General features: G+C 68.5%; 15 protein-coding genes and 2 pseudogenes. 3 read left to right on the plus strand and 14 right to left on the minus strand.

Features of this window, described 5'->3' with window-relative positions; translation table 11 throughout:
- Positions 1-291 precede the first annotated feature (291 nt).
- The 7 genes and pseudogenes from PYS65_RS05620 to PYS65_RS05650 form a co-directional block, all read right to left on the minus strand.
- On the minus strand, positions 292-513 hold the full coding sequence (locus PYS65_RS05620; protein WP_279332669.1) for a hypothetical protein: 222 nt from the start codon (positions 511-513) through the stop codon (positions 292-294).
- Between the two features lie 608 nt (positions 514-1,121).
- Positions 1,122-2,117 (minus strand): annotated as a pseudogene (locus PYS65_RS35090) (IS481 family transposase); the annotation flags it as partial.
- Between the two features lie 295 nt (positions 2,118-2,412).
- On the minus strand, positions 2,413-3,225 hold the full coding sequence (locus PYS65_RS05630; RefSeq protein ID WP_279332670.1) for an IclR family transcriptional regulator: 813 nt from the start codon (positions 3,223-3,225) through the stop codon (positions 2,413-2,415).
- Positions 3,222-4,304 carry an ABC transporter permease gene (locus PYS65_RS05635; RefSeq protein ID WP_279332671.1) on the minus strand — a complete coding sequence of 361 codons (1,083 nt, stop codon included), beginning with the start codon at positions 4,302-4,304 and terminating at the stop codon, positions 3,222-3,224. Before PYS65_RS05635 ends, PYS65_RS05630 begins: the two co-directional genes overlap by 4 nt.
- Before the next feature lie 16 nt (positions 4,305-4,320).
- Positions 4,321-5,844, minus strand: coding sequence for a sugar ABC transporter ATP-binding protein (locus PYS65_RS05640; RefSeq protein WP_279332672.1), 1,524 nt, complete (start codon positions 5,842-5,844; stop codon positions 4,321-4,323).
- A 2-nt stretch (positions 5,845-5,846) separates the two neighbouring features.
- Entirely contained in the window at positions 5,847-6,977 is a 1,131-nt protein-coding gene (locus PYS65_RS05645) for a sugar ABC transporter substrate-binding protein (RefSeq protein ID WP_279332673.1), read from the minus strand.
- A gap of 312 nt (positions 6,978-7,289) precedes the next feature.
- Positions 7,290-8,147: an alpha/beta fold hydrolase gene (locus tag PYS65_RS05650; RefSeq protein ID WP_279332674.1), complete on the minus strand. Its 858-nt coding sequence runs from the start codon at positions 8,145-8,147 to the stop codon at positions 7,290-7,292.
- A gap of 235 nt (positions 8,148-8,382) precedes the next feature.
- Between PYS65_RS05650 and PYS65_RS05655 the strand changes: the two are divergent.
- Positions 8,383-9,513, plus strand: a pseudogene (locus tag PYS65_RS05655) (IS110 family RNA-guided transposase).
- Between the two features lie 86 nt (positions 9,514-9,599).
- Here the strand turns inward: PYS65_RS05655 and PYS65_RS05660 are convergent.
- The 3 genes from PYS65_RS05660 to PYS65_RS05670 all read right to left on the minus strand — a co-directional run bounded on the left by PYS65_RS05660 (position 9,600) and on the right by PYS65_RS05670 (position 13,079).
- Positions 9,600-10,511 (minus strand): VOC family protein, encoded by a 912-nt coding sequence (locus PYS65_RS05660; protein ID WP_279332675.1) that lies wholly within the window; start codon positions 10,509-10,511, stop codon positions 9,600-9,602.
- A 7-nt stretch (positions 10,512-10,518) separates the two neighbouring features.
- A complete protein-coding gene (locus PYS65_RS05665; RefSeq protein WP_279332676.1) occupies positions 10,519-11,739 on the minus strand; it encodes a flavin reductase in 1,221 nt (406 codons plus the stop codon).
- Between the two features lie 104 nt (positions 11,740-11,843).
- Positions 11,844-13,079, minus strand: coding sequence for an acyl-CoA dehydrogenase family protein (locus PYS65_RS05670; protein ID WP_279332677.1), 1,236 nt, complete (start codon positions 13,077-13,079; stop codon positions 11,844-11,846).
- Between the two features lie 214 nt (positions 13,080-13,293).
- Here PYS65_RS05670 and PYS65_RS05675 point away from each other — a divergent pair, with 214 nt between their 5' ends.
- Positions 13,294-14,142 (plus strand): alpha/beta fold hydrolase, encoded by an 849-nt coding sequence (locus PYS65_RS05675; RefSeq protein ID WP_279332678.1) that lies wholly within the window; start codon positions 13,294-13,296, stop codon positions 14,140-14,142.
- An 87-nt stretch (positions 14,143-14,229) separates the two neighbouring features.
- On the opposite strand, the gene PYS65_RS05680 is transcribed toward PYS65_RS05675, so the two are convergent.
- The 4 genes from PYS65_RS05680 to PYS65_RS05695 form a co-directional block, all read right to left on the minus strand.
- Positions 14,230-15,420 carry a flavin reductase family protein gene (locus PYS65_RS05680; RefSeq protein WP_279332679.1) on the minus strand — a complete coding sequence of 397 codons (1,191 nt, stop codon included), beginning with the start codon at positions 15,418-15,420 and terminating at the stop codon, positions 14,230-14,232.
- Positions 15,417-16,646, minus strand: a complete 1,230-nt coding sequence (locus PYS65_RS05685; protein ID WP_279332680.1) for an acyl-CoA dehydrogenase family protein — start codon at positions 16,644-16,646, stop codon at positions 15,417-15,419. Before PYS65_RS05685 ends, PYS65_RS05680 begins: the two co-directional genes overlap by 4 nt.
- A gap of 38 nt (positions 16,647-16,684) precedes the next feature.
- Positions 16,685-17,686 (minus strand): alpha/beta fold hydrolase, encoded by a 1,002-nt coding sequence (locus PYS65_RS05690; protein WP_279332681.1) that lies wholly within the window; start codon positions 17,684-17,686, stop codon positions 16,685-16,687.
- Between the two features lie 104 nt (positions 17,687-17,790).
- A complete protein-coding gene (locus tag PYS65_RS05695; protein WP_279332682.1) occupies positions 17,791-18,690 on the minus strand; it encodes a VOC family protein in 900 nt (299 codons plus the stop codon).
- A gap of 352 nt (positions 18,691-19,042) precedes the next feature.
- On the opposite strand from PYS65_RS05695, the gene PYS65_RS05700 reads away from it, so the two are divergent.
- The gene (locus PYS65_RS05700) at positions 19,043-19,756 is read left to right on the plus strand and encodes an IS3 family transposase (protein WP_279332683.1); all 714 of its coding nucleotides are present in this window, start codon (positions 19,043-19,045) and stop codon (positions 19,754-19,756) included.
- The last annotated feature ends 749 nt before the right edge of the window (positions 19,757-20,505 follow it).

Here is a 20,505-nt window from a genome sequence, read left to right on the forward strand (position 1 = left end):
ATCGATTCTTCCAAGGGCTCTGACCGGGGCCAGTGATAGCTGGCCCCGGTCAGAGCGCGAGTCCACCCACGCGATGTTGCCCTCGCTCCCGAGGCGCAGGCCGAGCAAAGGCTCGTCCCAGCATCAAGATCCTGGGCTCGGATAAACTGCCCCTGCCCAGGGCCACCATCTGCTGCTCCCCCTCACGGCGCCAGCCAGTCGCACCGAACGGTCACAGCCGACGCGATGGTCGAAGCTCTGCTCGAAGAGCACTCGGCGCGCCGCGCCCGGGCCGTGTGTCGGTGTGAGGTCTCAGGACTTCCCTGACGGTTTGTCGTCAGGAGATCCTTGACGGTCCTTCTGGGTGCCCATGCCTTTGACGTAGAGCCTGGTGATCGGTCCGGGGTTCTCGCGGGGCCGGACTGCGAGTTCGCCCTCGCCGTGCAGGATCCGGTAGTGGGTGTCCTCGATGACGACGGTGACGATCTTTCCGGCATGCCGCGGGCCGAGCTTGATGAACTGGCCGTTGATCATGAAACGGCCGCTCGCATGCACCTTCCGCTGGGCCCGGACGGCCCCGGCCGGCAGGGGCGGAGGGGCAGCGGGGACGTCGCCGTCCGCGCCCCGCGGATCTGCCCCAGACGGTCGGCCGGAACGGGACGGGGCCCCGTTCCCCTCAGCGCGTCGTCGGCGATGGCGTGCACGAGGCGCCCGTCCAGCCGGAGGGTGACCGTGCGGCCGGCGAGGGCGAACCCGACCTGGTGGCGGCCGCCGGCCAGGCAGAGGATCCCGTCGCGCAGCACCTTGCGGTCGACCTCGACCGGTTCGCCGGCGGCGAGGACGGCCGTCCCGCTGCCGGTCCTGGGCAGCGCGGCGGGTGCGGGCTCGGCACCGGCCGGGCGGGCGCCGTAGCGCATGGTCAAGTAGGCGATGTCCTCCGGCCGCAGCCGGGACGGGACGGTGGTGACCAGGTGCCCGTCGAGGAGGAAGCGGACGCTGCGGTGGTTCGCCCAGACGGTCAGCGTCCTGCCGGCCAGCGCCTGGTGGATGCCCACCCGCTGCCTGCCCGTCCCCAGGGTGATCTCGCCGCTGGGCGGCACCCGCACGTCGCACTCGACCGCGGTCCCCTGCGGCGGCAGCACCGGCACTTCGACGACCTCGACGGACAACTCCGGCTCGTCCAGCGTCTGTTCGGGAGGCTCGTCGTTCCGGCGGACGGGGGTGTGGGGCCGGAAGAGACCGACGGGAGTGACCATGTCCAGCGCCTGGTGCGGACGCTGGTGGTTGTAGGCGTGCACCCGGCCGTCGATCCCTTCCTGGGCGGCGGCCAGCGACTCGAACGGCACCACATGATCGAGGAACTCCTCGCGCAGGGTGCGGTGAAAACGCTCGATCTTGCCCGTGGTGGTGGGCGAGCCCGGCTCGGCCAGCCGCTGGGTGATGCCGTTCTCCCGGCAGATCCGCTCGAAGAGCACCTCCACCGGCTGGGGACGGGTGTGCCGGCCGGTGAACTGCTTGCCGTTGTCGGTCAGGACCTCGAACGGCACCCCGCAGCGGCGCATCGCCGCGGTGAAGGCCGAGCACACCGCGCGGGCGCCGGGCACGGCCACGACGGAGGCGATCACGACGAACCGGGAGTGGTCGTCGATGCCGGCGACCGTCCTGCACTCCCGCCCGTCGGCCAGCGGAACCCCGCCCACCAGGTCCATCTGCCACAGGTGCATGGGCGCCTCGCGCTGCCACCGGCGGTACTTGCGCGGATACCGCTGTTCCCGGACGCGCACCAGTCCGTTGCGGGACAGCACCCGGTGGACCGTGGCTCGCGACGGCGCCGGCTCCAGCCCGCGGCGCGCGAGTTCGTGCGAGATCCGGCGGGCGCCCCACCGGGGAGGCCGGCGGCGCAGCTCGCAGATCTCGGCTTCCGCCTCGGCGGACAGACGCGTGGGACTGTTCCGCGGGCGCCGCGAGCGGTCCAGCAGGCCGGGCATGCCCTCCTGCTCGAACCGACGCCGCCGGCTGTGCAACGTCTGACGCGAGGCGCCATACCGGGCCGCGACCTCACCGGTCGGAGACCCGCCGAGCACTTCGCGGACAGCCCGGCAGCGGTACTCGACCAACTGCTGTACATCCACGACCACCGACGGAAGCCCCCCTGCCTCACCGCCGGGCGGGAGATGGCGAACGTTCAGCCGAACGTGTCAACCATGTCCCGAGCACAAACGGTCAGGCATCTCCTGAGACCTCACACCGACAGCCGTGCCCCACCGTTGCGACACCTCGCACGCGAGCAGGGCCATCCCGGCCCCGATGCGCTGACGAGGAAGGGCCCGGCGCTGCTCGACACTGTCGATCCTGACCGAACCGGTGACGTTCCGCGGTACCCCTCGCCACTCATGGGTTGCCGCCGGCTGGGCAGCCGACAGCCCGAGCGGCTCAAGCCCTCAGCGAGATCGTGCGCTTGAGATCGCTGGAAATGAGCCGGGCCGCCCGCTGGGTCAGGTCGGCTGCTGACTCCGGCCTGAACCTGCCAGTCGACCCCGAAGCAGAGATGGCCCCAACAGGACGGCCCTCGGGGTCGAAGATGGGTGCCGCGACGCATGTCAGCCCCAGCATCGCCTCCTCACGGTCGTACGCCACTCCCGCCTCCCGGGCCTGGCGCAACTGACCGACCATCAGTTCGGGTCGCATCACCGTATAGGGCGTGGAACGAGGCCAGCCCTCGTTGAGCGCCTGGATGATGAGCTCTCGGCTGCTGTGCGCGAGCATCACCTTGCCCAGAGCGGTGGTCAGCGCAGGCACCCGGGCACCGATTCGACTCAGGAGATTGGGAGAGCGAGGCCCCCTGATGCGATCCAGATAGACGATGGAGGTGCTGTCGAGCACGGCCAGATTAACCCCGAAGCCGACGTGCTGGAACAGGGCGGCCATATGCGGAGCCGCCACATCCCGCAGGAATCCGACCGGTGAGGCATCCACACTGTTGCCCAACTCGAACACGTGCGAGCTGAGCCGGTAGTTGCGTCCGACCCGGGTCAGGAAGCCGCTCTCGGTCAACTGCGCGACCAACCTGAACGCCGTGGACTTGGGCAGCCCGACACGCCTGGCCAGCTCACTCAGCGGAAGCAGATGGTCGTCACCCATGAAGGCGTCGAGGATGCTCAGCGCGCGCCCGACCGAGATGATGGCCGAGGCCTCTCCCCGAGCCTGGGGCCCCTCACCGGCCTCACTGGTCGGCGTCGTGCTCATGCCGTGCGGGCCTTGTTTCGGGCCAGGTTCGCCAGCGTCACCGCGATGACCAGGCCCGCGCCGTAGAACACGTTCTGGATCCAGCCGGAGAAGCCCAGCAACTGCAACCCGAAGATGCCGGTGGCGAGGAAGTAGATCGCCACCAGGGTGCCGACCGGATTGAACTGGCCCGGCTGGATGACCGCCGTGCCGAGAAAGACCGCTGCCAGCGCCGGCAGGAGCAAGGTCATGGAGCTGGCGGGGTCGAATCCGCCCTGCGTGGCGACCAGGAGCATGCCGGCAACACCGGCCAGCAGTCCGCCTGCGACGTAGGAGCCTGCCCGGATCCACTCGACCCGGATGCCGGCCAGGCGCGCCACCTCCTTGCTGGAGCCCACGAACAACATGTGACGCCCCAGCGGGGTGTAGGCGTAGACGTAAGCCAGGAAGGCCACGAAGGCGATGCCGTAGTAGAACGAGATGGGCATCCCGAACACCGGCGTGAGGGCGAGGTTGGAGAAGGCCGGCTCGAAGACGGTGACGATCGTCCCGTGCGAGAACATATGGCTGAGGCCACCGATCAACGTCCCGGTGCCCAGGGTGACGACGATCGAGGACACTCCCAGGTACACGGCGAAGAACGCGTTGACCGCTCCGCAGAATGCGGCTGCCGCCAGGCCCACCAGTACGCCGACCCAGATTCTGCCGGTCTGATTCGTGACCACCGGGATCAACGTGGCAGTGATGCCCATGACGAAGGCGATGGAGAGGTCGAACTCTCCGACCGCCAGAGTCACGAGCGCGGCCATGGCCAGGAACACCAGCGTCTGCTGCGACCCGAAGATCGATGTTACGGTGCCCACCGAGCCGAACTTGGTGGGCATCAGCACGAGGTAGATGCCCGCCATCACGAACCAGCCCAGAATCAGGGCGTAACGGCTCAGAAACTCTCCGACCCAGGACGGCGCGGACTGCGCCTTGGTCGCGGGGGACTCGTCACCCGCCTCCGCCCGCACCTGAGCAGCCTCACCTGACTCAGCGGCGATGTCACGGGCACCGTCAAGGCGCTCGGCTTCGAGGCGATCGGTCTTGTGGTTCATGACTCTCCCTTGACTGCTATCGGCGGCCGGTCAGTTGGGTGGAATAGATGGCGTCGAGCACCTCATCGGGCGTGCTGCGGCCGAGCGCGGTCAGACCGCCGTTCCGGTGCACCAGGATTCGGTCGCACACCTCGGCCAGATCGGTGGGTTCGATGCTCACCAGCAGCACCCCGATACCCTCGGACGCAGCGGCCCTGACGGCGCGCAGGATCTCCGCCCGCGCGCCGACATCGACGGCTTGGGTCGGCTCGTGGAGAACGAGGACCTTCGGCCCCACCGACATCCACTTGGCGAACAGCACCTTCTGCTGATTGCCACCACTCAGTTCCTTGACGGTGGTCCGAGCCGACGGCGTCCGGATGCCGAACGAGGTGATGGCCTGGTCGGCCAGCTCGTCCTGCCACTCGCGCGACACCCACCAACGGCGACCGCGGGAGACCAGGTTGGGCAGCGCAAGGTTGTCGCGGATGCTCATCTCAAGAGCCAGACCGTCGCGGTCGCGTCGCTCGGGCACCAGGGCAATCCCGGCCCGCCGGCTTCCGGACACACTCATCCGTGCCGCGTCGAGGACAGAACCGCCGGTGACGACTCGCCCCGCCACGGCCTTGGTGGAGCCGCCCAGTACGTACGGGACATGCTCGAACCCGGAGCCGGGCAGACCCGTCAGGCCGACCACCTCGCCGGCCTCGACAGTGAAGTCGAGATTCGTGATCGATGGGGTCGTGAGGCTTTGGACCTCCAAGGCCACCTTCCCCGACGGTACGTGCGGCTCCCTGGCCTCGGCCTCGGGTACGTGCTGGCCCAGCATCAACCGTGCGATGTCGCGCTCGCTGAGGTCGCGGGTCTCGCGTCCCGCAGCAGCCAGGGACCCGTCCCGGAGCACCGTGACCCGGTCGGAGTGGTCGATGACCTCGTGGAGGTTGTGGCTGATCATCAGTACCGACGTGCCCGAGTCGACCACACGCCTGAGCAACTCGTGGAACTTCCTCAGTTCCTCGCGCGGCAGGGCTCGCGTCGCCTCGTCCAGGATGATCAGCCCAGTGCCAGGTTGCAGGTCCCGCATCGCACGGGCGATCCCCACCTCGGCCCGTCGCGTGGCGCTCAGACGACCGACCGGGGTCCGGACGTCCACGGGGACGTCGAGACGCCCCAGCACCGAGCGCGCCACCGCTTCCTGCTGGCGCCAGTCGATGCGGCGCAGGTACTTCGATCGGGTGAATCGTCCGACGCCGATGTTCTCGGCGACGGTGAGGTGGTCCAGGATCCCGAGATCCTGGTGGACCACGGACACCCCTGCCTGCTGAAGCTCCGCCCACCGGACGGGAACCCGCTGGGGGTTCCCGTCCACGGTGAGCGTCATGCCTGGGTCAGGCTGGTGGTACCCCGTGAGGATCTTGACCAACGTCGACTTGCCGGAACCGTTCTGCCCCACCAGAGCGTGGAGCTCTCCGGGACGGACGTCCAACTCCACGCCCTTGAGGACCTTGGAGTGGCCGAACGTCTTGCAGACGTTGGTCGCCTGCAACCTGGCCTCAGTCATGGTCACCGGGCACCCCAAGCCTCAAGGAACTGCTTCTTGAAGGAATCGTCGCCATACCAGGTCGGCGTGCCGTAGGCGGCGCTGGTGAGTTCCAGGTCCTTGGTGTTCTCCTTGGTGAACACGCGCACCGGGGAGTCGTAGGTTTCGGGCTGCTCACCGTTGAGGAGACGGACGAAGGCGTTCGCGACCTGCCAGGCGTCGTAGGTGACGGCGGAGCCGACGTCGCCGGCCTGCTGGCCGGACTGGACGCGCTTGAGACCATCGAGGTCGCCGAGGGCCGAGACGACCTTGACCTTCTTACCGAAGCCGGCGGCGTTGACGCCGGTCAGGGTCTGGGGCACGTAGCCGTCGACGGGCTGGACGACGACGTTGATGTCCGGGTTGGCGACCAGCGCCGCGGAGACCGCGCTGGGGAGCTTGTCCAGGGTGGCGCTGCCGAACTCGACCTCGGTCAGGGTGCACGACGGGCAACGCTCCTTGAAGCGCTCCGCCGCGGCGTCCAGGTTCGCCACGGTGGTGGCGTTGTCGGTGACCTTCAGCCAGAGGGCGTGGGTGCCCGCCCCCTCCTGGGACACGGCCACGTCGGCGAGGGTGGTGTAGATCTTCTTCAGGCGCGGGGAGGTGTCGAAGAAGGCCATGTTGTCGGCCTTGGCGAAGTCCCCGGGCTTGCCGCCCATCGAGACCAGCAGGGGTACGCCGGTCTTGGCCACGCTGTCGAAGGTGTTGCGCAGCTGCGCGTACTCGATGCTGTAGCTGATGATGCCGTCGACGTCCTGGTCGGCGGCCGCCTTCAGGCACGTCGCCACCTCCGTGGGGTTGAACTTGCCGTCGCAGGTGCGTACCTCGGCGCCCATTTGCTCCAGCGCGTCGGTGACGCCGACGCCGATGGAGCGGATGGCGGGAACCGATTCACCGATCGGCACGAAGTAGAACTTCTTGCCCTTCAGGGAAATGGGGTCGGCGATCTTGGGAACCGTTGGCCACTGGGAGACCGGCTCCGCGGCGGCCTTGATGGCCGCGGCAGCCTCGGCGACACCGGTCTCGGCCTCTTCACGGTCCTCTGCTGAAAGGCTGTCGGGCTCGCCGAGTCCGCAGCTGGTCAGGGCCAGGCTGGCGGCGGCCACAATCGCCACGAAGCCGGCACGCCCTCGGGCAGCACGTCGAATCTGCATCATTGTCGTTCCTCCGGTCTTGCCGTTGATGACGGCAGAATGAACACCCGAATCGTGTGACGACGGTTACTGCACCGGAACCAAAGTGTTCCGCACCGCGGAACGATTCCCAAGAGGCTGTGGATTTCCTCACACCGGAGCCGCTCAGCTGAGGTGATGGCTCGGCGAGTCGCCCACCAGACCCGGACACCGACAGATGCCGGCGGTGGCCAGGAACCGCACCGGGTCCTGACGTCCTCTCCAGGCTCTGCGAGCCTGGAGAGGACGAACGGCTCAATCGCGCGTGATGAAGTCCACCAACAACCGGTTGAACCTGTCCGCGTGCTCCAGCTGGGCCCAGTGCCCGCATTTGTTGAGCAGCACCAGGCGGGCGTCCTGGAGCACCGGCAGCAGGCGGAGCGAGTGCTCGTGGCTGACCACCCGGTCGTCACGGCCGTGGATCAGCAGCGCGGGCGCGGAGATCGCAGTCACGTCCTTGAGCGCAGCCCGCGTCTGCACGGGTCCGCCCGTCGCCAGGCCCTCGACGAAGTTGGCGAGGTGCTTCGGGTGGGCCAGCGCGTTGTCCAGCCGCTCCTGGGCCAGCTGCTCCGCGTCCTCCACTTGGCCGTACGTCATGACGTCGACGAGTCGACGCATGTTCTCGAGGGTTGGCCGGCGGTAGGTCTCGAAGAGCAGCTTGAGGCCCTCCGAGGGCCCGTCGCTGGCTCCGTAGACGGTGGGGAACTCCGTCAGCGCCACCACGCCCATGGTGGCCAGGTGGCTCACGCGCTCCGGATAACGCGCCGCGAACGTCACTGCCGTCGACCCGCCCATGGAGTTGCCCACCAGGGCGGCACGCTCGATCCCCAGCGCGTCGAGCAGCTCCAGCACGGCGTTGGGGTGGTCGTACGTGGCGGGCAGTCCCGGGTCGGAGGCACCCCATCCGGGGGCGTCGAGCGCGATCACGCGGAAGTGCTCGGCCAGCGCCGGGATGTTGGGAGCGAAGTTGCTCCACCCCGTGGCCCCGGGGCCGCTGCCGTGCAGCAGCACCACCGGGTGGCCCTTGCCGGCCTCGTTGTAGTGGAGCCGCCACGAGGGCGTCCGGAGGGTGCGGCTCGTGCTCTGCTCGGTCAGGGTGTCGGTGCTGGTCATGGGCCGTCCTGTCTATTGATGTGGGCCTGAACTGGTCACTCGTACGATCGGCGAGGCCCAGGGGCCGGGGTATGGCTGTCATGGCTGAGCCGCTGGATGGCTTGAAGGACATGGCCACCCCGGGCCCCGCGACGACTCGACCGCCAATGGGGAGAAGCGACTCGATCGCTGCATAGGACAACGTCGGCGAGTTCGTCTGCTGGGTTGCCGCAACGACGAACTCGCGGAAGCGACCGTGCCCGAGATCTGGGCCGGAGTGGACATCGGCAAGACGCACCACCATGCGATGGTGATCAACGGAGACGGCGAACGACTGCTGTCCCGATGCGTACTGAACGACGAGTCCGAGCTGCTGGGGCTGATCGGTGATGTCCTGGCGATATCCACCGACGCGCTGTGGGCGGTCGACCTCAACCGCGGCGGCGCTGCCCTGCTGATCGGATTGCTGCTGTCGCATGGCCAGCCCATGACCTACCTCACCGGTCTTGCCGTGCACCGGGCCTCGGCGTCTTATCGAGGTGAGGGAAAGCCGGACGAGCGCGATGCCTTCGTCATCGCGGACCAGGCTCGTGTCCGCCGCGATCTGGGGATGTTGCGGCCCGGGGACGAGTTGCCTGTCGATCTGCGCACGCTGACCACCCGGCGCCTGGACGTCGTCTTCGACCGCACTCGGCAGATCAACCGCCTCAGGGCACAACTCCTTGAGATCTTCCCGGCGTTGGAGCGTTCGGTAGGCCTCATGAAGAAGGGGCGCGGCGCGCTGCTGACGGGCTACCAGGCTCCAGCCGCGATCCGCAGCGCGGGCATCAAGCGGATCGAGACTTGGCTGAAAAATCGCAAGGTCCGCAGTGCCGCCGCCATCGCAAGGATGGCCGTGGAAGCTGCCCAGGCTCAGATGACCGCGCTGCCCGGCGAGACGCCGGCCGCCGCGATGATGGCCCGTCTCGCGAAGGGGGTGATGACCCTCGACGAGGAGATCGCCGAACCTGACGCCCTCATCGAGGCCGGGTTTCGCGAGCATCCGCACGCCGAGGTGATCCTCAGCCTGCCCGGGACGGGTCCCGAACTCGGGGCCGAGTTCATCGCCACGACCGGCAAAGACATGGACGCCTTCGGCAGCGCTGACCGCCTGGCCGGGTTCGCTGGCCCGGCTCCGCAACCTCGTGACTCCGGCCGCGTCAGCGGCGACCTGCGCAGACCCCGCCGCTATCACCGCGGGCCGCTGCGGGCCGTATACCTCTCGGCGATGGCCAGCCTGCCGGCGTGCCCGGCCTCCAAGGCGTACTACCGGCGCAAGCGGAGTGAGGGGAAAGGGTGCAAGTAGGCCCTGCTCGCTCTCGCACGCCGACACCTCAACGTCCTGTGAGCCATGACCCGTGACGGAGCGTGCTGTCACGCTTCACCTTCCGTCACGGCTGCGGCTTGACAACACGATTGGGATGTCCTTCCCGCTCAGGCCCCGACGGCTTCGGTGCGACGCAGGATTCCCGGCGTCCGCCCCGCGGGGTCGTCGGTCATCTTGTGGCCCCACGTGCTGGCCCGGCGGTATGTGGCCGGCACCCAGTCGTCGTCGACATCGAGGGCTCCGAAGCCGTACTCGAGGTGGAACGACGAGGGCGTGGTCAGGTAGAAGGAGATCATCTGGTCGTTGGTGTGCCGGCCCAGCTCCTTGCGCAGGGGCACGCCCCTGGCACGGCACAGGTCCAGTGCCGTGCCGACGTCGTCGATGTTGTGCAGCTGCAGCATTATGTGGTTCAGGCCGACGGCGCCGGGGACCTGGGCCAGCGCCAGCGAGTGGTGCCGCCCGTTGCAGTGGTAGAAGTGCGACTGGGTGCCGTCGGGACGGGCGATCTTGTCGGAGAGCCGGAAGCCCATCACCTCGGTGAAGAAGGCGTGCCCGGCCTCGACGTCGGGCAGAAGCAGCACAGCGTGGCCCAGGCCCTGCTTGCCGGTCACGAACCCGCTCACCGGTCGTCCGGGACGGAAGGAGCTGGGCTCCACGACCTGGCCCCAGACGACCTCGTGACGGAAGGCCCAGGGGTCCTCGAACCAGATCAGCTGGTCGACCGAGCGCTTCTCGGCCAGCCCGCGGTCACCGGTGTGCACGGTGAGGCCGGCGGCCCTCAAACGCTCGGCGAAGGCGGGCAGCATGCCCTCTTCGCTCACGGCCCAACCGAAGTAGGCCACCTCGTCGGTCTCCCCGGGGTGGATCTGGATGCGCCACTCGGCGTCGTCGATCCGTACACGGACGCTGCCGTCCTCGCCGTCCTCCCCCAGCATGCAGCCGAGGATGTCGGGGGCGAAGGTGCGCCACTGGTCGGAGTTCGGGGAGCGGAATCCGAGATAGGCCAGCGAGCTGAGCATGTTTCTCCTAGGTGAGAGCCTGTCGGGAGGTGATGGGTCGGGGCTCCAGCAGCGCCTCGACCGAGCGTGCGGTGTCGAGGAGCATCGAGAGCCAGAGGAGGACCTCCGATCCGGTGACCTGGGGCGGCAGGCCGAGAAGCCTCAGCACGGCGAGGGCCGCTCCACTGGGCGAGCGCACCGGGACGCTCATGGCGATGACGTCGTAGACCTCGTCGGAGAGGATCTCCTCGGGCTCGTGGTACGCCGCCATCGAGCGGATGGCGTCGACGAGCGCCGAGGTGTGCTCCGGGATGTCGGAGGACTCGCTGTAGGCACCCACGAGCTCGTCGAGCTCGGGAACGCTGAGGGGACCGCTGAGGGTGATCGACCAACCGCGTTCACGCACCCGGGCCAGTTGGGCGCGTACGAGGTCGACCTCCGGCGCGTCGGCGTCACCGAGCTTCGCGAGCCACTCGTCCTCGCTGATCCCCGAACCGGGGTTCGCGGCGAAGTGGATGCCCAGGGGCGGCACCACCGGGATGCGGGAGCCCAGCCGGGTACGACGTGCGGAGGACGAGTGGTTGGCCACGGCCACGGCCACGGCATGATCCTCCTCGTAGGTGATCACGCTGCACTCGACACCGAGGTCCCGCGCCAACACCTCGATCGGCTCGCGGGCCAGTTCGACCACCCGCTGTGCCGCCGCAGCCCCCACGGACTCCAGCGACGACAGGCGACCGGGAACGAACTGGCCGAACCCGCCCTGGTAGCGCAGCATCGGCCGCCGGTTCTCCGCGAGGCCGGCGTCGATGGCCTCGGCCACCACGACCACGGTGTCCGAGGTCTCGTGCGTCTGCAGGACGCGGCAGTCGAGCCAGCCCGCCACGCCGTCCAGGACCGGGGATCCCTGCGGCGTGACCCGCCACTCCACCGAGCCCAGGCCGCCGGGAAGCGACAGCGCCCGCAGCAGCGCGTCCTGGTCCTCGGAGAGCACTGCCACCGAGCACCGTCCGCTCCTCCGGACGTCCTCGACGCCCGGAGCATCCTTCAGCACCACGAGAACCAGCGACGGGGGCGCCTGCGACACCGGGGTGAAACCGGTGAGCAGGGTGCCGACCGGCTCCTGCTGCCGGTTCCACGCCGCCATGACGCACGCGCCCGAAGGCACCTGCGACGTCACCTCGAGGAAGTCCTCGGCTTCCAGGGCGCGGGGTGAAGCCGCGTCCTCGTTCGCATCCTTGTCCGTCATTGCGTCTCGCGCTGAACCCATGATCGACACCTATGGACTTCCTTCGAATCGGTCCGCTGACCTCAATAGGTTGATGCAGCGTAGAGCGCGGGGGTACGAGCGGCTCAGATGTAGCACTTGGCCTGGGCACGCAGTCGTGCGGCCTCACGCTGGTCGGCCGGCGGGAACAGCAGGTGGCCGCCGGCGAGACCCAGGTCGATCATCGCCAGGGGCTCTGCCTGGGCATCGCCGTTGGAGGTGCCGTGCTCGCGCGCCACGATGAGGTCGCGGTAAAGGCGCTGCATGATGTTGGAGCTGTACACCGCGTTGGGACGCAGGGCCGGGAAGAGGCTGCTCACCACCGACATGCCGGCCTTGCCGTTCTGTGCGATGTCGTACATCGCCTGGGCGATCTCGAGCGTGCTGAGCTCCTCGCCACGGCAGGCGGCGTCGTAGGCCTCCTGCAGCCGGGCCACGGTGACGGTCTGCGCGGCGGAGAGGGCGCCGCGGGCCTCGGCCAGGCGGACGAGCATCAGCCGGTCGCCCTCGAGCGAGCGCGAGACCGTCTTGGAAACGCCATACGCGGACTTGAACTCCTCCAGGAACCGCCAACCGGTTCCGAGAGCGGGGGCGGCCGAGACCATCGTGTAGATGTGGGCGTGGGGCAGGCGGTAGAGCGGCGCGGTGAACTCCCGCAGTCCGGGCCCGAAACCGCCGTACAGGATGCCGCGGTCGATGGCGCGGTGCTCCGGGATGAAGATGTCGTCCACGACCACCGTGCGGCTGCCGGTGCCGTTGAGACCCAGGGTGTACCAGTCGTCGACGACCTTGGCGTCCTCGATCGGGAAGAAGAAGTTGTAGGGGACGACCTCGCCGGGCACGTCCGCGCCGACCACGACCCACTTGGCGTGGTGGATGCCGCTGGAGGAGCGCCAGGTTCCCGACAGCCGGAACCCGCCCTCGACACGGGTCGCCTTGTTGCCCTGCATGTTATAGGACGAGGAGATCAGGGCCTCGGGGTCCGCCCCGAAGATCTCGTCGTTGAGCTCCTTCGACATGTGGGCCAGCTCCCAGGAGTGCACGCCCAGGAGCATCATGATCCACCCGGTCGACGCGCAGGCCTTGCTGATCTCCGTGGCCGCGAGGAAGAACTCCGCGGGGTTCGCCTCCTCGCCGCCGTACACCTTGGCCTGCAGCGCCCGTGCGAGACCGGAGTCGGCGAGGTCCTTGAGGCTGTCCTCGTGCACGTGACGCATCTTCTCGGTCTCTGACGCCCGCTCAGCGATGCCGGGCACCAACAGCCGGGCCCGCTCCACCAGTGTCGGACGATCCGCCTGGGGGCGGGCAGCGGTTGCTGACATCGTGGGACTCCTTTTGGTGTGCATGTGCGCTGGTCGTCGACGTGTCGAACGACGTGTGTGGGATCACTCTCCGCGTCCGCAGTCACAGCCGAAAGGTTGATGTGCCGCATACCGGAACGCTGACGGAACACCGTCTCCGGCTCGGGGGCGATGATGCCGGTTCAGACCCTCGGAGCGAGCGCTCCTGCCTCACACGCCTCACGAAAGGGCTCTCATGACGCCTCCACTCCCCACCGAGACCGGGGCCACCAGCCGCCACGTTCAGGTGGACGGCACCGTCGTCCACGTCCACGAGGCCGGGTCCGGGCCGACCCTGCTGTGCATCCACGGGGGCGCGCCCGGCGCGACCGGCTGGGCGAACTTCGGCCAGAACGTCGCCACGTGGGCCCGTGGCTTCCGCGTGCTCGTGGTCGACCTGCCCGGCTTCGGCGAGTCCGACTGGGTCGAGGCTTCCGACGGCAAGCACCGCGCGCACGCGAACCTCTTCGTCGGGCTCCTGGACGAGCTGGGGATCAGCGGTCCGGTCCACGTGGTGGCCCTGGCCACGGGCGGCGCGGTGGCGATGCGCATGGCCATCGACCACCCCGACCGGGTGGCACGGCTGGTCCTCGTGAGCTCGGCCGGCGGCCTCTCCCTCTTCGACGCCTCCCCCACCGAGGGCGAACGGGCGATCCGTGAGTACTACTCCGGGACGGGCCCCTCGCTCGAGAAAATGCGCCACTACCTCGCCCTCACGGTGAGCGACCCCGCCCTGGTCACCGACGAGCTCGTCGAGGCCCGCCACCAGAACAGCATCACCCCCCAGGCCCTCGAGGGCTCCCGGCACCGCGGGCGCCCCCACCCCAGCGACGCGGTGTGGCAGGAGGCCCCCTCGATCCGGGCCCGCACCCTGATCGTGTGGGGCCGCGACAACCGCGTGAAGGGCTACGACAACGGGCTCTTCCTGCTCAACCGCATCCCGGACAGCGAGCTGCACATCTACTCGGGCGCCGGTCTGTGGGTGCCGTTCGAGCGTGCTGCCCGGTTCGAGCGGCTGGTGTCGGACTTCCTGCTGACCGACTGACCCCCTCGGGGCGCTGCCCCCGTATGCGACGAGGTCCCCGTCCCGAGCATCGGCTCGGCACGGGGACCTCGCGGTTGTGGCGGTCGGTCAGGCCCAGAGTGCTGCGTCCTCGGCGCACTCGCGGGCGGCGTCCTGCAGGCGGGAGACCCACCGCAGAATCTCGCGGCCCTCGGCCTGCTCGGGCAGCTGGCTCAGCTTGAGCGTCAGGACCACCTCACCGTGCACGTCGACGACCGGCACCGCGAGGTACAGCACGTCGTACCGGGCATCCAGGTCGATCTTCTCCGGCTCGCGCACCGACGACATCCGGCCCATGCTCTCGACGAACTCGCGGTCCCCGGTGGGGGTGCGGGGGCTGTCGGCGAACCGCTGCATCGCGTGGTCCATCTCGGCCTCGCACGTGCCGCCCTTCAGCACGAGCGACCAGCCGCGCTCGCGCACGCGCTCCAGCTGCGCCTCGGCCGAGCGCCGGAGCTCCTCGTCGAGACGGCCCAGGGAGAACCAGGCGTCCTCGGGAACGGCACAGTTGCCGGTGACGAACAGGGGCTGCAGCGGCGCCACTATCGGGATCCGGGCACCCAGGAGGGATCCCACCCGGCCCAGCGCCTGGTTGGCGCTGGCCACCAGCACTCCCTCCCCGCCGTCGCGGACCAGCACGTCGCACTGGGCGCCCAGGTCGTGGGCCACGTCCTCGATGCGGGCTCGCAGGGTCTCTGCGAGCCGCACCGAACGGATGAACGACGGACCGCCGGGCATCAGGAGCGAGCCGTGGCTGAAGCTCCCGTAGCCACCCTGGAAGAACAGGAGCGGAAGGTCCGGGTTCTGCACGCCCAGGGCGGTGGTGTCGCCCAGGACGATGTAGTGGTCGCCGACGTCGAGGGTCTCCCGCTGTCGGCACTCGATCCACGCGACGGCACCGGGCAGGATCGGGGCCCCTGCCGGCGAAGGGGTCCAGTCGAGCCCCTCGAACTTCTCGTCGTCGCTCTTCGCGAACTGGCGGCACAGGTGCTCCTGGTCGGCGCTGAGCACATTGACGCAGAAGACCTCCGCCTCGCTGAGGCGCACGTAGCTCTTCGAGCTCTTCGACGGCAGGTACGCCACCACCGGGGGCTCCAGCGACACCGAGGTGAACGACCCGATCACCATGCCGGCGGGCCGGCCGTCGGAGGCGATGCCGGTCACCACCACCACGCCGGTGGGGAAGTGACCCATGACGTTCCTGAACGCCCGCGGGTCGGGGGCGTTGCTCACTGCCTTGTGAGCCGCGACGGTACTCACAGGTACCCCAGCTTCTCGGCGCGCTCGCACGCGGCAGCACGACGCTCGGGCGGCAGGAACATGGTGTGCTCGCCGGGCAGACCCAGGTCGACCATGGCCATGGCTTGGCCGCGCTCGTCGATGTTGGCGGTGCCGTGGCTGCGCGCCACCAGGATGTCGCGGTAGAGGCGCTGCATGATGTTGGAGCTGTACACCGCGTTGGGTCGCAACGTCGGGAACAGCGAGGCGGCGATGTCGAAGATGAGCTTGCCGTTGCGGGAGATGTCGTACATCGCCTGCGCCACCTGCAGGTCGCTCTGCTCGCGCCCCTCGCACGCGGCGTCGTACGCCTCCTGCAGACGGATGCGCGGCACGGTGCCCGCGACCGACAGGTTGCCACGCGCCTCCGCCAGGCGGGTCAGCATCAGGCGGTCGTCGCCGAGGGACCGGCTGACGGTCTTGGAGACGCCGTAGGCCGTCTTGAACTCCTCGTAGAACCGCCACCCGGCACCGAGCGCGGGAGCCGAGGACACCGAGGTGTAGATCAGCGACTGGGGCACCCGGTACAGGGGCGCGTCGGTGTGCTTGAGCCCGGGCCCGAAGCCGCTGCGCAGGACGTCGCGGTCGATCGCCCGGTGCTCGGGGATGAACACGTCCTCGACCACCACGCTGCGGCTGCCGGTCCCGGCGAGGCCGAGTACGTGCCAGTCGTCGATGCTCTTGACGTCCTTGACGGGGATGACGAAGTTGTACGGTGCCGGCTCGCCCTCGACGTTGGCGCCCAGGGCCACCCACGAGGAGTGGAGGATCCCGCTCGACGACTTCCACGAGCCGGTGAGACGGTAGCCGCCGGGGACCTTGGTGGCCACGTTGCCCTGCATGTTGTAGGACGACGAGATCAGAGTGGTGGGGTCGTCACCGAAGAGCTCGTCGTTGAGCTCCTTGGACATGTGCGCCATCTCCCAGGTGTGGACACCGAGCACCATCAGGATCCACCCGGTGGACGTGCACGCCTTCGCGATCTCGGAGACCGCCTGGTAGAACTCGGCCGGGTTGGCCTCGGCGCCGCCGTACGCAGCCGACTGGAGACCGCGGGTCAGGCCCGCGTCGATCATCTCGTCGATGCTGTCCGGGTGGACGTAGCGCTGCTTCTCGACGTCCGCCGCCCGTTCTGCGATGGAAGGGTAGAGCCTGCGAGCGCGCTGCACGAGCGGCGGTTCGGTGGCGCTCGCCTCGGTGCTGGTCATGGTGAAGTTCCTCCTGGAGGTGGGATCTGGTTCGGGCTCTACTCGGCGGCGGAGCCGGCGGGAGTCTCGACGAGGGAAGGAATGGGCGGACGCCGGTCCGAGATCCCGGCGCGCACACTCGTCTTCCACGAGACACGTCCGTCACGGAAGAACTCGAGGAAGACCTGGTTGAAGAGGTCGGGCTGGTCGGTCTGACCCTGGTGCCCGGTCTCGTCGGGGTAGAAGAACTGGACGTTGGGGAGTGCGTCTTCCTGCAGGTAGCCCGCCTCGACGCGGAACACCACGTCCTGGCGGCCGTACAGGTAGATGCCCGGGATGGTGACCTTGTCGAGACGTCCGCGCGTGGTCAGGCGGGCGAGCTCGTTGGGGTCGCTGCTGCCGTCCTGCGGACCGAACACGCGGGCAAGGTTCTTCGCGTAGGTGTCGGCGTGCTTGCCGGCCGCGAGAGTGCGCATGGCAACCACGTCGTCGGTGACCTTGGAGGGGTCGTACGTGATGCTCGTGAGCACCGCCCGCATGCTCTCCTCGGTGCCGTCGAAGGCAACGTGCGGCAGCTCCTTCGGCCCACGTCCGTCCGCTCGGCGGATGTCCTCGAGCGAGACGAGGTCACCGATGCGGCCGGCGATCAACGCGAAGCTGAGGACCTGCTCGGGGTGGGTCACCACGTACTGGGCGGTGATGCTGCAGCCCATCGAGTTGCCTGCCAGGTGGAACTCGTCCACGCCCACCTGCCGCACGAAGTCGTGCACGAAGTCGACATGACCGCCCAGGCCGTACCCGTAGTGGTTGGTCGGGTCCTCGGTGAGTCCGTAGGACGGCAGGTCGGGGGCGTAGACCCGGAAGCCGCACGCCCCGAGGTAGGGGGCCATGAAGCGCCAGCCGGCCGTTCCGGACGAGCCGTTGATCCCGCCGTGGAGGAGGACCACTGCCGGCCCGGTCTCGCCGGAGGTCATGTAGTGGACCTTCGCGCCCGTGGAGAGGCGGACCCACCGGCTGAGCATGCCCGGGACGTGGACGATTCCCTCTTCGGTCAGTGCCATCGTTGACTTCCCATCGCGTGTGTTCGTCAGAGCAACCGTCGTCCAGTGATCAGAGTCACGACAACCCAGTTGTTCCGCGGTCCGGCACAAGTCCTTCCAACGGTTCAGCCGAGGCGTCGGACGATGCCGGGGGACGGCTTGGGGTTGTCCTCGTGGACGGTGTGACCCCAGATGCTGCTCTTGTCGAAGGTCTTGGGGGTCCAGTCCTCGTCGATCTCGACGCCGCCGTAGCCGTACTCGATGTTGAAGGCGGACGGCGTGGTCAGGTAGAACGACACCATCCGGTCGTTGGCGTGGCGCCCGAGCACCTTCGAGATCGGCACACCGCGCTCGAGGCAGAGGTCGTAACCACGCCCGACGTCGTCGATGGCCTCCAGCTGGAGCATGAGGTGGTTGAAGCCCACCACGCCCTCCGGCAGGCGACCCAGCGCCAGGGAGTGGTGACGGCCGTTGACGTGGTAGAAGTGCGCCTCGAGCTTGTCGGTGATGATCTTGTCGGACAGCTCGAAGCCGAGGACCCGCGTGAAGAAGTCATGGGCACGCTCGAGGTCGGGCATACCGACCACCACGTGTCCCAGGCCCTGCTGGCCGGTGATGAACCGGCTGATGGCACGACCGGGGCGGAACGACGAGGGCCGGATGATCTGGCCCCAGATCAGCTCGTGACGGTATCCCCACGGGTCCACGAACCAGCGGATTCGGTTGACGGCACGAGCAGCCGCCAGCTCGGCGTCACCCTCGTGCACCTCGACCCCCTCCGCCTCGAGGCGGCCCTGGAGCTCGTCGAGGCTGGCCTCGTCGGTGACGGCCCAGCCGAAGTAGTCGACCGCGTCGACCTCTCCCGGGTGGATCTGGATGCGCCACAGCGCGTCGTCGACGCGCAGCCGCACGGCGCCGTCCGGGCCCGGCTCGGCCAGCATGCATCCGAGCACCTCCGTGGCGAAGGTAGGCCATTCGTCGACTGCCGGGGAGGAGATGCCGAGGTAGGCGAGGGAATGGAGCATTGCTGATTCCTTTCGGCCGCGTGTGCGGATCTCGGCGGGGCGGGTCCTGGCGCAGGGTGTGGGCCCACCATCGGCGCGTCCCGATCCGGAGGGAAGGAAAAGGTTCCGGCACGCGGCACGGCCCACTCTCCGACGGGCAAGGACTGCGGGCGACCGTGGATGGTCAGGTCCGGTGCCGGTGCGGCGGTGGCGTCGGGCTTGGTCAGCGACCGGTGGCGGCGTCGGGTGGCGTCGACGATGCCGCGCTCACGCATGATCCGCTCGGCCCGCTCGCTGATGTAGTGGGTGGCCGAATCCAGCGAACCGTCACATCGTTATCCATCTACATCAAGGGCTGCCTGTAAGCCTCGGTGTGGGAGGTGAGCTGAACCGGCAGGGCCACCGTGTGGCCCGCTGCACCGTCGAACGCCTGATGCACGAGCTCGGCATCGCCGGAGCGGTCCGTGGCAAACGCGTGATCACCACGATGCCCGGCGGGCAGGTCGAGCGGGCCCCGGACCTTCTGGACCGCGACGTTGTCGCCGGCGCCCCGAACCGCTGCTGGGTCGCGGACTTCACCCACGTGAAAACCTGGGCCGGTGTCGTCTACGTCGCCTTCGTCGTGGACACCTTCTCCCGCCGGATCGTCGGCTGGTCCGCAGCCACCGTGAGGGAAACGGTCTTCGTGCTGGATACCCTGGAGATGGCGCTCTGGCAACGCGACCGCGACCAACACCCGATTCGGCCAGGTGAGTTGATTCATCAATCGGACGCCGGGTCGCCGTACACGAGTTTCCGGCTCGCTGAGCATCTGGATGCCGCCGGCATCGCCGCTTCGATCGGATCCGTCGGCGACGCCTACGACAATGCCCTGATGGAGAGCATGATCGGGCTGTTCAAGACCGAGCTGATCAAGCCCCGACGGCCATGGAAGACGCTGTCCGACGTCGAGCTCGCCACCGCCGAGTACGTCGGCTGGTACAACCACCGCCGACTCCACGGCGAGATAGGCCACGTCCCGCCCGTCGAATACGAGAACAACCACTACCTCGCAACCACGAAACCCCAGGTCACAACCAACGACTGAGATCTCTATCGAACCCGGAACGGTTCATCTCTCCCTCTGACATCACCTACGAACTGCCCGAGGGCTGGATTTTCGGCATGACCAGCCGTGGTTACACGGTGTCGGGCACCGAACTCGCCGTAGGTGAAGGGATACCGACTCGTCTCTGACTTCCCAGCAGTTGGCGGACGCCGAGGAAGTTGTGTTCAAGAAGCTCCAGACCTACGGCGGCGGCCGCATCGACCGCTGGGCCGGTATGGACGAATCGGGAGACAACGGACACGGGCGCGGACACCCCGCAACGGCACTGGACCTGACGCCCGCCGAGCCCGGCGCAACACCGGTCAGCCCGAGCCCTACAGAGAAGGCCACCACACCGGCCCCCTCCGACCCCCACCGACTGAGTAGTCGGACCCGCCGACGACGTCTTCCGCACAGGCGGGCCGGACCGGGTGGGCGCGGATCGGACCGCGTGCGAGGAATACCTGACGCGCCATCAGTACGAGCGTCAGGCGAGCGTCATGATGGCCACCGGTGGTTCGCACGAAAGTCTCGATCCGATGCGCGGCACCATGCCAGCCACTGGTCGAACCGCAGGTCGGATGCCATCCCGAGCATACGGCGAGACTTAACATCATGTAGCCATGGAAAGAGGTCGGCCGGGTCGTACGGACACTCGTATTCGAGACGAACTAGCAGGTCAGAGCTCCTTCATGCGGACTCCAAGACCGCCACGCACTCCACGTGCGACGTCATCGGGAACAGGTGGA

The sequence above is a fragment of the Streptomyces cathayae genome, assembly GCF_029760955.1.
GTDB classification, from domain to species: Bacteria; Actinomycetota; Actinomycetes; order Streptomycetales; family Streptomycetaceae; genus Streptomyces; species Streptomyces cathayae.